Source organism: Deferribacter abyssi (genome assembly GCF_049472655.1).
In the GTDB taxonomy this organism is placed as follows: domain Bacteria; phylum Chrysiogenota; class Deferribacteres; order Deferribacterales; family Deferribacteraceae; genus Deferribacter; species Deferribacter abyssi.
Genome location: NZ_JAQNCS010000023.1, coordinates 7,501 through 21,087 on the forward strand (window position 1 = coordinate 7,501; position 13,587 = coordinate 21,087).

General features: G+C 33.7%; 15 protein-coding genes (1 of these 15 only partly in view). 3 read left to right on the forward strand and 12 right to left on the reverse strand.

The window, feature by feature from the left end:
• The 11 genes from OWK30_RS10740 to OWK30_RS10790 form a co-directional block, all read right to left on the reverse strand.
• Nucleotides 1–2,240, reverse strand: partial view of a flagellin N-terminal helical domain-containing protein gene (locus tag OWK30_RS10740; RefSeq protein ID WP_423326365.1) — the 5' portion only. Its footprint begins 1,300 nt before the window's first position; the window shows 2,240 of its 3,540 coding nt (coding positions 1–2,240); it begins with the start codon at nt 2,238–2,240; the stop codon falls past the left edge of the window.
• Nucleotides 2,241–2,250: 10 nt separating this feature from the next.
• Nucleotides 2,251–4,005 (reverse strand): flagellar hook-associated protein FlgK, encoded by a 1,755-nt coding sequence (gene flgK / locus OWK30_RS10745; RefSeq protein ID WP_423326367.1) that lies wholly within the window; start codon nt 4,003–4,005, stop codon nt 2,251–2,253.
• A gap of 9 nt (nt 4,006–4,014) precedes the next feature.
• The gene (gene flgN, locus OWK30_RS10750) at nt 4,015–4,500 is read right to left on the reverse strand and encodes a flagellar export chaperone FlgN (RefSeq protein ID WP_423326369.1); all 486 of its coding nucleotides are present in this window, start codon (nt 4,498–4,500) and stop codon (nt 4,015–4,017) included.
• Between the two features lie 40 nt (nt 4,501–4,540).
• Nucleotides 4,541–4,837: a flagellar biosynthesis anti-sigma factor FlgM gene (flgM, locus tag OWK30_RS10755; protein WP_423326371.1), complete on the reverse strand. Its 297-nt coding sequence runs from the start codon at nt 4,835–4,837 to the stop codon at nt 4,541–4,543.
• A gap of 115 nt (nt 4,838–4,952) precedes the next feature.
• Nucleotides 4,953–5,303, reverse strand: a complete 351-nt coding sequence (locus OWK30_RS10760) for a hypothetical protein (protein WP_423326373.1) — start codon at nt 5,301–5,303, stop codon at nt 4,953–4,955.
• Nucleotides 5,300–6,394 (reverse strand): flagellar basal body P-ring protein FlgI, encoded by a 1,095-nt coding sequence (locus OWK30_RS10765; RefSeq protein WP_423326375.1) that lies wholly within the window; start codon nt 6,392–6,394, stop codon nt 5,300–5,302. The genes OWK30_RS10760 and OWK30_RS10765 overlap by 4 nt, the downstream gene beginning before the upstream one ends.
• A gap of 6 nt (nt 6,395–6,400) precedes the next feature.
• Complete coding sequence (locus OWK30_RS10770; protein WP_423326377.1) at nt 6,401–7,108, reverse strand: flagellar basal body L-ring protein FlgH; 708 nt, start codon at nt 7,106–7,108, stop codon at nt 6,401–6,403.
• Between the two features lie 184 nt (nt 7,109–7,292).
• Nucleotides 7,293–8,153: a flagellar basal body P-ring formation chaperone FlgA gene (flgA, locus tag OWK30_RS10775; protein WP_423326379.1), complete on the reverse strand. Its 861-nt coding sequence runs from the start codon at nt 8,151–8,153 to the stop codon at nt 7,293–7,295.
• Between the two features lie 14 nt (nt 8,154–8,167).
• Nucleotides 8,168–8,956 carry a flagellar basal-body rod protein FlgG gene (gene flgG / locus OWK30_RS10780; RefSeq protein WP_423326381.1) on the reverse strand — a complete coding sequence of 263 codons (789 nt, stop codon included), beginning with the start codon at nt 8,954–8,956 and terminating at the stop codon, nt 8,168–8,170.
• Nucleotides 8,957–8,982: 26 nt separating this feature from the next.
• Complete coding sequence (gene flgF / locus OWK30_RS10785; protein WP_423326383.1) at nt 8,983–9,747, reverse strand: flagellar basal-body rod protein FlgF; 765 nt, start codon at nt 9,745–9,747, stop codon at nt 8,983–8,985.
• Nucleotides 9,748–10,368, reverse strand: a complete 621-nt coding sequence (locus OWK30_RS10790; protein WP_423326385.1) for a hypothetical protein — start codon at nt 10,366–10,368, stop codon at nt 9,748–9,750.
• Between the two features lie 103 nt (nt 10,369–10,471).
• Between OWK30_RS10790 and hslV the strand changes: the two genes are divergently transcribed.
• Both hslV and hslU read left to right on the forward strand, forming a co-directional pair.
• Entirely contained in the window at nt 10,472–10,999 is a 528-nt protein-coding gene (gene hslV / locus OWK30_RS10795) for an ATP-dependent protease subunit HslV (protein WP_423326387.1), read from the forward strand.
• Nucleotide 11,000: 1 nt separating this feature from the next.
• Nucleotides 11,001–12,326 (forward strand): ATP-dependent protease ATPase subunit HslU, encoded by a 1,326-nt coding sequence (gene hslU / locus OWK30_RS10800; RefSeq protein WP_423326389.1) that lies wholly within the window; start codon nt 11,001–11,003, stop codon nt 12,324–12,326.
• Nucleotides 12,327–12,584: 258 nt separating this feature from the next.
• Here hslU and OWK30_RS10805 read toward each other — a convergent pair whose 3' ends face one another.
• Nucleotides 12,585–12,827: a hypothetical protein gene (locus OWK30_RS10805; RefSeq protein WP_423326391.1), complete on the reverse strand. Its 243-nt coding sequence runs from the start codon at nt 12,825–12,827 to the stop codon at nt 12,585–12,587.
• A 194-nt stretch (nt 12,828–13,021) separates the two neighbouring features.
• On the opposite strand from OWK30_RS10805, the gene OWK30_RS10810 reads away from it, so the two are divergent.
• Nucleotides 13,022–13,587, forward strand: a 566-nt coding sequence (locus tag OWK30_RS10810; RefSeq protein WP_479723459.1) for a flagellin N-terminal helical domain-containing protein, incomplete at its 3' end; no start/stop codon positions are given.

Consider the following 13,587-nt stretch of genomic DNA (forward strand, 5'->3'; position numbering starts at 1 on the left):
TCTCCAAAACTTAGACTGCTATTACTTTTCAAATCAACATTAAAACTAAAATTATTATTAAAAATCTGGGGATCAAAAGAAGCTTTTATCCCATAACTCAACTCTATCGGACTTCCATCATAATTATTGGTCCTAATATTATTAATAACATCTATAGTTGAACTACCAGAACTTACAGTAAGTTCGTCTGCGGCGTAATCATAATTAAAACTCCAGGTTGCATCTACATTACCTGTATATTTACCAAACAAAACAACATCTTTATTAACTTCTGGATATCCTATTCCCTGATTACTTTCATTTATCTTTAATGTCATTCTACTTACACCAGACCGCAAATCTTCCACAACTAGTTGACCATTATCTATCTTTGCATCTACAGTATTATCATAAAGAGATTCAATAAACTCTACAAAATCTTTGACCTTTTTAGTTGCTTGATAAGAGGGATAAGTATCACTTCTTGGGGTTGAAAACTGAACATCATTAGTATTAACAACTTTTGTATTAAAGTAAGTATTGTTATCCGGATCAATATTTACGTGTTCCAAAACTAAATTAAATTTTCCATCACCAAGTGTTCCGATATCTACTTTAGCTTTAATCGTGGTTGCTAAACCAGCTTTTTTTAATGCCTCATTCAAATTTGCTTGAGCATTATCCCTATTCTGTTCTTCTGAACCACTACTAGGAGCATTAAAAACCACTTTCTGCCCATTTATTATAAGTTCAACATCACCACCAAAAGATATATCATTATGAACATTCTTTAGAGGTGATTCATATGTTGTTGAATCAAGCTGTTTAAATTCATCATATCCTATAAAAAACTTTCTACCTTTTCCTGTTGAAACATAAGGAGGATCGCTAGGGTTTTGAATAAAACCCAAAGTATTATTTTCACTACCAGTAACCTTCAATCTTACATATGCACCAGCCCTCGTTGTAACTAGCATCACTCTATCACCGTCAGCAAAGGCTTCTATTTCACTACCAAGCCCTTCTTGTTCAAGTTTTCTGTTTAGTTCAAAAACAACATCATCAGTATCTTTATAAGCCCTCTCATCCATCACAATAGAAACATCATAGTTTCCATATTCTATATGGATTGTTCTTTCAGCAGCAGTGGTATTAGTCATATCAAGTTGAACATTTTCAGCCCCCCACAATTTCGCAATACCAACTGAAAAACCATTGTGGTCTGTGCCGCTTAGCTCAATATAATCTGCTGGAGAAATATTTGCATTGTCAATATCGAGGAAATTGGTAGTTTCCGTTATTGGCAAACCATTCACTGAATTGAAAACAGTACCCTTTAATACTCTATTAGTTTCAAGAAAAACTTCTTTTCCTGTTAGATTCAATGTTACATCCTGACTATAACCGATTTTTGTGGTTATCTTACCATCATCACCATGATATCTGATATCATCACCTGGCACATAATAGAAAGAAACCTTTGTACTATCAAAATCGCCATATTCCACATCTGGCATTTTAATTCCAAATCCTACACCAGTATTAATGATCTGCCCAGGTTTATATCTTAAAACCATATAGTTTTTTGCTATATTCCCATTCTTTGCTGATTCATCACTACCATTAGAATCAAAAAACAGCTTCTTACCCGTCGAATCAACTATCTCTATTTTTACCAACCCATAAGATCCTGAAATCTTTTCAATATTTACAGTATAATTACCTTCCTCAAGCTCTTTCAAATCTGCAAAAGTCTTTTTCTTAACCACATCAATTTGAACATTATCCGTAACCACTCCTTTTATCTGCTTTTCATCGGCAGCAAAAGGCTTGGTAGATGTTTTATAACCTGCAAAAATATATCTACCAAGATAGTTAGCATTACCTATATCAACCAAGCTATCTAAAATATTTTTAACATCACCTGCCAGAGCTTTTCTACTAGTCTCATTTTGAGAAGCGTTGATACCAGCAATAGCATATTCATTTTTAGCTTTACTTATTAAGCTTGAAGCATTTTGCAATTCATTATCTTCATTCGTAATCCAAGTGAGAGCATTTTCTGCATTTCGTTTGAACTGATCCATCTCATCAATCATTCTTTGAATATTTATGGCACTGGAATAATATACTGGATCACTTTCTGGATTTAAAAGATTTCTCCCTTTATTCACTTTATCATTCGCAATAGTCAATTTTTCAAGACTATTACCAATACTTCTTTGATTTTTTAAATAAAGCATATTAAATGTTACTCTCATCTGCTAATCCCTACCTTCCAACAGTACCTGTACCATTAATCAACCTGTCAATCATCTGATCAACAGCAGTTATAAATCTTGCATTTGCTTCATAAGCCTTTTGGAACTTTATCAAGTTCGTAAACTCTTCGTCCAACGAAACACCTTTCACTTGTTCCAATTTAAGTTGCATTTGGTTTACAGCTTCTGTTTTAGCATCCACAAAAACATCGACCTGTCTTTTATCACTTGCAATTTGCGCAACAAAAACTGAATAAAAATCATCAAAACGTGCTCCCCCATTTTCAAAAACCTGTTCATACTTCAAATTTGCTATTTCCAATGCATTTCTATTATCACCAGGTTTACCAGTTTTACTTGTTGCAATAAAACGATTATCATTTTTCACTATATCATTTAACTCTATCGTCTTTGCATCTGTACCTTTAAAATAACCATACATTCCAAAAGCTGCTAACATATTGGAATTATCCTCAGAAAAGCTAAATGTATAACCATCAGCCACCTGTATTTTTAATTTGTTACCTTCGGCTAGATATGCCTGAATTAACCCACCAGATGGATTGCCATCAACCTGGGATATTTTTTGTATAACAGAATTAAGACTATCTACTGTTGGATCAACATCGATATCATAATCAGCCACCTTTAATCCTTTATCATTATATACAGATATCCTAAAAGTCCCTTTATTAACATCAAATGGAAGTTTGCCCGGTTCTTCATTAAATTTATAGGCTGGGTTTTCCACATTATATGTCGAAGTGATTTGAGTAAGGCGCTCTAAACCTTGCCCCAAAGCATGAACCTGATTTGTTTTTAATATCAAATTACCGGCAAATTCATCCAACGTATCAAGATACCCTTTAAGTAAATCATCTCTACTTCTTAGTTCAGCATACAATCTGCCTGAAGTAATTTTATCAGAAATATTTACTTGAGGTTTATCTACGAGTTTTGCTCCCCAGTAAATATCATAGTGGCTATTGTTATTTTTGTTCTCTACAGTGTATAACTTATTTGCTGTAGCTCCATCCACAATAGAAATTCCACCAACAAACACGTTAAGCTGTCCATCCGACCTCTCAAAAGTATTGATATTTGTAAGCTCTGCCATTTTATCTAAAAGTAATTCCCTTTTATCTCGCAAATCATTGGCATGATCCCCAGTTGCTTCTGTTTTAGCTATTTGATAATTCAAATACGCTATATTTTCTGCTAAGTCGTTTATCTCTTTTACATATTCCTCTATATTTTTATCGGATTGACTTCTAATGTTTTCAATGACACCATACCCTTCGTGAATCTTTTGAATTAAAGTATCAGTTTTTTCTATCAATGTTATTCTTTTTACAGTTGCTTCATCTGAAGCATCCGGTGCAGTATTCGCAAGATCTGCCCAAGCATTAAAATAATCTTTCAGTGCATCGCCTAACCCAGAACCAGCTTCCAACTCATTAAAATAAATTTCTACACTTTGCAAAGACTGTTCTAAGCTTTCATAATATTTTAATGTGGAATTAGAGTTCCTTATATTTTTTGCAAGAACTTCATCATAAGTTCTTTCAACACCTGCAATACGAGCCCCTCTACCAAAAGGTCCAGGATGAATAAGTAGGGGAATTTCTGTTTCTATGCTTACCCTTTGCCTCGAATAACCTTCTGTATTGACATTGGCAATATTATGCCCGGTAACATCGATTCCAGCTTGCGAAACCATTAATCCTGATACACCGGTTTGGAAAATTCCAAAAATATTGGACATAAATCACCCTTATAAATTTTTATCTATTGCAGTCCTATACGCAGTACTTGCGTGATAATTTTTTGTATAAGAGGCTTTATTTTCGGTTATACCTATTTTATTGAAAAAATCAGAAATGAGTTTAAGATTTGTATTATAAAGAATTTTTATTTTCCTGTTTTCTATAGTAATCTTCTCTGTAATCTTTAAAATCTCATTACTAATGTTTTCAAGCAACTCTTTTTGTTTACTATCTTTCATAACACTTAATATATCAGAAAGTGTAACACTATCTTTCCCCAGAGATTTCGAAACTTTCTGTTCTACTTTTCTGCGAGCTTCTTCAAGCATTTTTTCTTTATAAAAAAAAGTATCTTTAATTTTTGGAAGCTCCATCATTTTATCAACATCCCAATTCATTATATATTCTTTTTCGCGCAACAACAGCTCATAAAGCTCCTTGTATAAATCACGCTGAGCAGTAAGCACACTTATAAGGTTATGGATTGTTTCCATCCTTTCCTCCATTGTTTTTGTCCTAAGTTGATAGTTACAGTTAGAAGAGGTTATCTATGGCAAGGTTAACTATTTTCTCAGCGACTTTTTTACCACTTACATCGTATGTGCCAGAATCTATTTGCTCTTTAATATTCCTAATTTTTTCTTCTCTAACTTCAGAAGCTCTTTTTAGCTTATTTTTTATAGTGTCTATTTCTTTTTGCGTCTTTGAGATTTCTACTCTATCCTGTTTATTAAGATGCACGTCATTTCTATCTTTCTTTTCCAAATCCTTCTGCTTATCCAGTTTTGTGATACTTTCATATCCTAACCTTACTTTATCCTCAATTCTCATTTCTACCTCCAGCTCCAGCTTAACTGGAATATCGGCACATACATTAAAAACTTTAGCAAAAATCCCTTCATTAAACAACCTCTTTTAACTGCAACTAGTTCTATACAAGCAACCCTTATGCCAACAAATCACTTATAAATTGTCCAGATACTGAAACATTTTTTCCATTATTCAGGTAATTTTTTCCTCTGTCATGAACAACCCCTTTTGATAGAAACTCGAACAATATATCTTTTACACCTCCTTCGCTTTTCTCTGCCGCCACTTTTGACACTTCCACATAAAACATATCATTGTAAATATCATCTGCCACAGATTGTGGTAACAAATTGCTTTTAAAAATATCCTTAGATGTTTTCAAAATTTCATAATAAAATAACGACTCGAAATCAGCACACGCCTTTTTAAGTTTTTCAAGTTTTAAGTTGTTATTTACATTATAATTTACACCATCTACTTTCATCATATTATCTCCAATTCACCCTGCAAAGCACCAGCTGCCTTTATCGCTTGCAAAATAGCTATTAAGTCTCTCGGAGATACTCCTAAAGAATTAAGAGCCTTCACTAAATCACTAATCCTAACACCTTCTGGAATAACCATCAATTTTGCATCTTCCTCTTTTACCTCAGTATTTTTCTGCCTAACCACAGCTGTCTTGCCTTGAGAAAAAGGTTCTGGTTGACTAATCTCAACGGTATCCGTAATTTTTATTGTCAAATTTCCATGAGAAACAGCTACCTTGCTTATTCTCACATCAGAACCCATCACGATAGTACCAGTTCTTTCATCTACCACCACTTTTGATGAAGGTTCAGGATCTATTTCCAAATGAAGCACTTTATCTAAAAAATCATAAAAATTATTTCTGTAGTTTTCTGGGACAAACACCTTAATAGTCTTAGGAGAGTCAACCATAGCTATGTTCGTTTTAAAAAAATGATTTATAACATTTTTTGCTTTAACTAAATCTGAAATACTATCCCTTTCAAAGGCTAATGTAATAAAATCCTGATCCAAGCTAAAAGGGATCTCCTTTTCCACCATGGCACCATTTGGGATACGTCCCACAGTTGGATGATTTTTTACCGTACCACCGCCACCAGCAGAAACATTCAATCCTCCTACAGAAAGAGGACCTTGGGCCACAGCATAAATTTTACCATCTGGGCCTGCCAAAGGCGTCATTAACAACGTACCTCCCTCTAAACTCTTTGCATCACCTATCGAAGAAACAGTTACATCAACTCTAGTCCCTGCCTTCGCAAAGGGAGGTAATTTTGCCGTCACCATCACTGCGGCAACATTTTTTACCTTAACTTTCTTTTTATCAACAGTAATACCCATTCTATCTAACATATTGACAAGAGACTGTATCGTAAACTGTGTTCCAGATTTGTCTCCAGTACCGTTCAAACCAACTACAAGACCATAACCTATCAATTGATTATCCCTTATGCCGTTTACCCTAGCAATATCTTTAATTTTAACAAGAGCATGAACCTTGCAGACAAAAAACAACAAAATTATAACCACTAACAACCTAACCCTCATCATATCCTCCTAAAAAGGCCATACCCAATCAATAACAGAAGCAAGCCAACCTTTCCTATTTGCATCTGTCAATACTCCTTTTCCACTATAACTAATTTGAGCATCAGCTATAGCAGTAGATAATACGGTATTATTAGCATCGATATCTTTTTGCCTTATTACACCCTTTACAGAAATAACCTGTTTTTCTTGATCAACAACGATCTCACGGCGACCTTCTATCACCAAATTACCTGAAGGTAATACATCTATAACACGTGCAGCAATTGTGGCAGTAACTGTATCGGATTTTTGTTTTTGTCCTTTTCCACTAAAAGAGTTGTTTGTAGTTGCATCTATATTCGGATCAAAATTGCTTCCCGAATTTAGAAAGTTAGTCATTCCTAAATGGATAGGAAGCCCAAATAAGCTTGTTATTCCAGTTTTGTAGCTTGTTGACTTACTAGTTTTGACTGTATTTGAATTTGATGCGGATGATGATTCCACAATTTTTACTATAACAATATCTCCAACTTTCCTTCCTTTATAATCAAGAAAAAATGTTCCATAATTACCCATATTTGTCCATAATGATGGTGAAGGCTTCTTTGATGCTTGATATTTTTTATACTCTTCTATCTCTTTTTTATAATCGATGGCAGGAACATCTGTCACAACCTTCTTTGCACATCCTGAAAAAAGTACGCCAACTATTAAAAAAACAACTATGGTTTTCATACCTACCCCTCACTAGCTATTTTTCTAATTATTAAGCAACATGCTTGCCAAAATTTATAGATTGAAAATAAGAAAAATTTTCCTTTGATAATAGATCTTGTGTTTTTGGTAATCAGTATGAAATGTAACCCATACTATTTATACACCCTTGTTCCCAGCTCTGAACCCAAAACTTTGAACTTTTTCAATAATCCAATATAATTGCTCTTTTATCTCCAACATATTTAGCAAAAACAGATTTACCTGAGGATGGATTCTTCACTTTGATCACATCACCTATATATGCATTTTGCTCTAAAACCCCTTTTGTAACAGCTATGATACTGGTACTTTTATAAATCAGCTTTACATAATCCCCTTTAAACGCATCAGGCTTTTTAATCACATAATTACTAGTGATAATTCTATTTACCGGAATAGTTTTTGATGCCATATACGTATTAATATCTAAAATTGGTTCCCCCAAAATTTTTGTAATCTCCATACGCTTTTTAATAACTTTATTACTAATAGGCTCATTTTTTCTTATGCGTTCCTTTGATACAAAAACCTCCTTAAACCCTTTAATATAAGCATATATTCTATAATCTTTATATCCATTAGTTAATAAAAAATATACAGAACCAAACCTATTACTACTCATAAAATCAAGCTTTAAATCATTCTTTTTTGTAAAGTAAATCCTTTTGTTCATATTCACTTTTTTAATATTTATTTCAACATCAGGAAAACTTTTCCTATACAGATCTGCTACCAAAGACCTCAGCGTATCTTCTGTTAAAATTTCGCCCTTCCTTTTAACTATAATTTTTTTACTAAAATCTAATTTAGGTTTTAACTTAGGATTTTGTCTCATTAATCTATACAAAAATGAACGTGGCAAAACTTTTTTATCTCCTGGTTTTAAATTGCAAATTAGATCCTTTCTTTTTCCATTCAAAAAAACATCACTGTAAAAAAGACAATCTCTATCAATTACCACCACACCTCCAATGACCATACTGCTTTGTAAAAGTATTAACAATACCAACAGTATTTCTTTCATTGTTACCTCAAATTTTATCTCTTCAAATTATTAACAATTTGAAGCATTTCATCTCCGGTCTGAATAGCCTTCGAATTGATTTCATAAGCTCTTTGTCCAGTAATCAGATTTACCATCTCCTCCACCACATTTACGTTACTCATCTCCAAAATACCCTGAGCAATGGTACCAAGCCCTTCTTCTCCTGGCACACCAGTAATCGGCTCACCGCTCGCTGCTGTTTGGAGATAAATATTTTTACCAATTGAACGTAAACCTGAAGGGTTTATAAATTTAGCAAGCTCTATTTGCCCAAGTTCTGTGGGCTCCGCTTCACCTGGCAATGTTACCGAGACTGTACCATCTTCACCAACATTTATTTCAAGGGCATTCTCAGGAATCGCAATATTTGGCTCCAAAAGATAACCTTCAGGAGTTACTAGATTACCGTCAGCATCAATTTTAAAAGAACCATTCCTTGTATAACCCACTGTACCATCAGGTAAAGTCACTTGAAAAAAACCATCACCTTCAATCGTTAAGTCTAGAGGATTCCCTGTTTGCTGAAAATTACCTTGTGAAAAAATCTTTTCAGTGGAAACCACTTTTGAGCCAAGACCAATTTGAATCCCTGTTGGATGATTTATACCTGTAGCTGTCACAGCACCTGCAGGCCTAATCTCTTGATATAAAAGATCTTCAAAATTGACTCTAGATTTCTTAAATCCTGCAGTGTTAACATTTGCAAGATTGTTAGCAATATTATCAATATTTATCTGTTGGGTTGTCATACCACTTGCTGCAGTCCACAATGTTCTAAGCATAAAAACCTCCTTTTCCTTATTAAAAATTAAGCCAGTCTTCCAATATCATTGGAAGTTTTACTATTTATTTCATCAATAGTCTGAACTACTTTTTGATATGTTTCAAAACCTCTCATCGTCTCAATCATAGAAACCATCTCTTTAATAGGGTTTACGTTGCTTTCTTCAAGAAACCCTTGTCTAACTCTAGGATCTTCAGATTCATCAGGCATAAAGCCAATGGCAGCATACAGATTTCTACCTATTTTTTGCAATGATGACGGATTTTCTACTTGAGCAAGAAATAGCTGATCCATAACTATTCCATTGACTACAATTTCTCCATTTGGTGTTATGGTTACATCTCCCTCAGGGATAACAATTCCGTTATTATTCTCATAATTTCTTGACAAAACTGGGAATCCATCTTGGGTAACTAATCTTCTATTTTGATCTAGAGTAAAATGACCATCTCTAGTAAATCTGATACCAAAAGGTGTATCCACTGCAAAAAACACATTTTTATTTTCTAAGGCCAAATCAAACCTGTTCCCAGTTTGTCTTAAATTTCCAGCAGAAAAGTCAGTATATAATGAATCAAGTTTTACAGTATTGTTTATAGTTTTATTATATTCTGTGCTTTTTATAAAATCTTGAGGAACCCTTTTATCATCAAACAGATAATTACTAAAAACTGTATCATCTCTTTTGTACGACGTAGTATTGATATTAGCAAGATTATTACTTATCACTTCCATTTTTTTAGATTGTGCAAGAAGACCGCTTGTAGCCACATACAAACCATTTAACATCTAAGCACCTCTCACAAAAGCTTTTTTTAACTGGTTTTTAAAAATATACTCCAATGTTTTTAAAGAGATATATGATACTGGTTTTGCGCTTTTTGAAGGAAAATACCAGAAGTTCTCGTCTGATACAGAATACCCAGATACTTTTGAAAAATAGACAATATTTTTTTCTTTATCAAAAATAGTAACATCAAGTTTTGAGAAATTTCTACCAGTCATTAACTGCAGTGAATCTGTAACTCTTGCAATTAAAATAAAATCAGCATTTTTCTCATCTACTGCAATCTGAGCAAATTTATTCATAGCAATATAATTTTTCAACGCATTTCTAGTTGTCTCATCATAAGTTAATTCACCACCATACTCTTTTTTAACTGGTGCAATAAATACTCTGTTTTCAGGAGAAATTTTCTTGATAATAATCGGTTTATTATAATCAAATTTTACTTTGGTTTTATCATACAATAAAGATGAAAAATTAGTATTAGCTTCGATTAAAGCCGCTATATATATATAGCCGATAGCAGGTTTCCTTATAGCATTACTGAAATCTTTCATGGTAGTGGATTTATAACTACAACCAAAAATCACTATCACCATTATCAGTGGTAAAATCTTCCTCATTCTAACCTCCTGAGAAACAATAAAGCAACCGTTATGCCAAAAATAATATTTGAAACTTTCCCCAATTTGCATATTATAATCTAGGTCTAAAATGGAGGTAAGGATGTTTAAAGGGACAACTATTGTCGCAGTAAAGAAAAATGACAAAATTGCTATCGGTGGAGACGGTCAGGTTACCTTCGGTAATACTGTGTTGAAACATAATGCGAAAAAAATCCGGAAAGTTTACAATGATAAAGTTATTTGCGGTTTTGCAGGCTCTACAGCAGATGCTTTTACTTTGATGGAAAGATTTGAAAAAAAGTTGAATGAATACAGCGGTCAACTACTGAGGGCCGCCGTAGAACTTGCAAAAGACTGGCGCACAGATAAATATCTTAGAAGACTAGAAGCCATGATGATTGTGGCTGATGAAAAAAATATCTATCTTTTGACAGGAACAGGAGACGTAGTAGAACCAGAAAACGGAATTGCTGCAATCGGCTCAGGTGGTCCTTTTGCTCAAGCTGCTGCCATAGCTCTTGTGGAAAACACCGATTTAGACGCTAAGGACATTGTGAAAAAATCTCTGGAAATAGCTGCATCTATTTGTATTTATACAAACAATAATCTAATAATAGAGGAGTTTTAAAATGGAAAACTTAACCCCAAAACAGATTGTTGCCGAACTTGATAAATATATTGTAGGACAAAAAGCTGCTAAAAAAGCAGTGGCCATAGCTCTTAGAAATCGCTGGAGAAGACTACAGCTTCCAGAAAAACTCCAAGACGAAATAGCACCAAAAAACATAATAATGATTGGACCCACAGGAGTTGGTAAAACTGAAATAGCACGAAGACTTGCAAAACTTACAAAATCACCTTTTATAAAAGTAGAAGCAAGTAAATTTACAGAAGTAGGTTATGTAGGACGAGACGTGGAATCAATGATTAGAGATCTCGTAGAAATTGCAATAAACATGGTTAGAAGTGAAAAAAGAAAAGAAGTATTGGAAAAAGCAAAAAAAAATGCCGAAGAGAAAATACTTGATCTACTTTTACCTAGACCATCAGGCTTCGCAAGCTCACCTTCTGACGAAGAAACAAGAGAGAAATTCAGAAAGATGTTAAGGGAAGGAAAACTTGATGAAAGATTTGTTGAAGTAGATGTGGAAGATGCCGGGCCTCATATCGAAGTATTAACAAATGTAGGGATGGAAGATCTTGGGATGAACTTACAGGATATGTTTAAAAACCTTTTTCCTGGTAGAAAGAAAAAAAAGAAAATGAAAATCAAAGAAGCTATTACTTTACTAGAGCAACAAGAAGTGAATAAACTAATAGATATGGACGAAGTAAAATCTACCGCAATTAAAAGGGTAGAGCAATCAGGTATAGTTTTCATTGATGAAATTGACAAAGTCTGTTCAAGGGACAGTAGTTCATTTAGAGGCGCAGATGTATCAAGAGAAGGTGTCCAAAGAGATTTATTGCCAATTATTGAAGGCTCCACTGTTATGACTAAATATGGAATGGTTAAAACCGACCATATACTTTTTATTGCAGCAGGAGCATTTCATATCGCCAAGCCATCAGATTTGATACCAGAGCTTCAAGGAAGATTCCCTATAAGGGTAGAGCTAGATTCTCTCACAAAAGATGACTTTATAAGAATACTTACCGAACCTGAAAATGCTCTTACAAAACAATACAAAGCCTTACTTCAATCAGATGGGGTAGAAATAGAATATACACCTGACGGAATAGAAAAAATTGCTGAAATAGCAACCTACGTAAATAAAACCAATGAAAATATTGGAGCAAGAAGACTTCACACTATAATGGAAAAATTGCTTGAAGAAATTTCATTTGAAGCACCTGATATAGAAAATAAAAAAGTAATTATTGATGCGAATTATGTTGATGAAACACTCTCGGGTATTATTAAAGACGAAAACCTCACAAAATACGTACTTTAAAAAAATAGGTAAGTGCGTAATATGGAAAAAAGATAAATTGGATGTGAGGATATAAAGGTTTGAGCACATGAATCTTTTAGGTGGATAAAATCCACCTTATTAATCTTAACCTTAACCCCAACCCTCTCTAACTTTGAACATTGAACACATGTAATAAAGCATTTGTATAGTATATTGAGTACGCACAACTCAAATTTTATTGTTTGGAAATTACAATACGTACGGTATTATTACACGTGTTGAACCTTGAACATTAAACTAAAAAATTGCTTTGGTTACAATCTCTTCTAATTTCTCTTTTGAATCCAATTTTAGCTTTGTTTTTCCGTCGATAACAACTTCTGGTGGATTTATTGTCCCATAATCTTCTGGGGTTTTCTCTTTTGATGTGTCAATCAATTTCACCTCAACTTTATCTCCAAATTTGTGTCTAATACTTTCCACAAGCTCTGGTGTCTTTTTATCCTTTTCTCCATTATAAAAAATTTCAACCTTTATCATAATATCCCCTCCTACTAGTTCTTTAGTTTATTATAGCACAATTAAACGCTTTTGCACAAATTTCACATGCACAAGGTAATATAAAATTTTGTTAAAGTTTTTTTAAAGCATTCCGATTTTTTATCTGACGCAAGGAAGCGTTAAAAAAATTAAATAGGGGAACATCCTCTATTGAAACAATCAAGGAGGATAGTATGGCATTAACAATTTATCAAAACATTATGTCTTTGAACTCTCAAAGACATCTGGGAAGCACCCAGACAGCTTTGAGCAAATCTCTCGAAAGATTATCTTCAGGACTAAGAATCAACCATGCAGCAGATGATGCATCAGGTTTAGCTATTTCAGAGAAACTTCGCTCACAAATCAGTGGTTTAAAACGTGCAACCATGAATGCTCAAGATGGTATTTCCATGCTTCAAACTGCAGAAGGAGCTTTAGAAGAAGTATCTTCTATGCTTCAGCGTATGAGAGAACTTGCAGTTCAAGCTTCCAACGGAACTTATACAACAAATGACAGAGTAGAACTTCAAAAAGAAATCGAACAACTTAAGGCAGAAATTAACCGCATATCCTCTGCAACAGAATTTAATACAAAAAAACTTCTTAATGGTGATAGTACTGCACTATGGTCTGCAAGTAGTGAAAAAGTTTCTGCAATTATAAGAGGTAACGTAATTGAAGGTAATTATGCAATAAAAATGGAAAACATAACCGTCGGTAAAAATCAGGTATTTCAAACTGACATTATGACACTCAA

Coding starts and splice junctions, on each gene's coding strand:
- OWK30_RS10790 (WP_423326385.1), bottom strand. CDS start 10,368: ATGAGGAAGATTTTACCACTGATAATGGTGATAGTGATTTTTGGTTGT.
- hslV (WP_423326387.1), top strand. CDS start 10,472: ATGTTTAAAGGGACAACTATTGTCGCAGTAAAGAAAAATGACAAAATT.
- OWK30_RS10760 (WP_423326373.1), bottom strand. CDS start 5,303: ATGATGAAAGTAGATGGTGTAAATTATAATGTAAATAACAACTTAAAA.
- flgK (WP_423326367.1), bottom strand. CDS start 4,005: ATGTCCAATATTTTTGGAATTTTCCAAACCGGTGTATCAGGATTAATG.
- flgM (WP_423326371.1), bottom strand. CDS start 4,837: ATGAGAATTGAGGATAAAGTAAGGTTAGGATATGAAAGTATCACAAAA.
- flgA (WP_423326379.1), bottom strand. CDS start 8,153: ATGAAAGAAATACTGTTGGTATTGTTAATACTTTTACAAAGCAGTATG.
- flgF (WP_423326383.1), bottom strand. CDS start 9,747: ATGTTAAATGGTTTGTATGTGGCTACAAGCGGTCTTCTTGCACAATCT.
- flgN (WP_423326369.1), bottom strand. CDS start 4,500: ATGGAAACAATCCATAACCTTATAAGTGTGCTTACTGCTCAGCGTGAT.
- hslU (WP_423326389.1), top strand. CDS start 11,001: ATGGAAAACTTAACCCCAAAACAGATTGTTGCCGAACTTGATAAATAT.
- flgG (WP_423326381.1), bottom strand. CDS start 8,956: ATGCTTAGAACATTGTGGACTGCAGCAAGTGGTATGACAACCCAACAG.
- OWK30_RS10765 (WP_423326375.1), bottom strand. CDS start 6,394: ATGATGAGGGTTAGGTTGTTAGTGGTTATAATTTTGTTGTTTTTTGTC.
- OWK30_RS10805 (WP_423326391.1), bottom strand. CDS start 12,827: ATGATAAAGGTTGAAATTTTTTATAATGGAGAAAAGGATAAAAAGACA.
- OWK30_RS10770 (WP_423326377.1), bottom strand. CDS start 7,108: ATGAAAACCATAGTTGTTTTTTTAATAGTTGGCGTACTTTTTTCAGGA.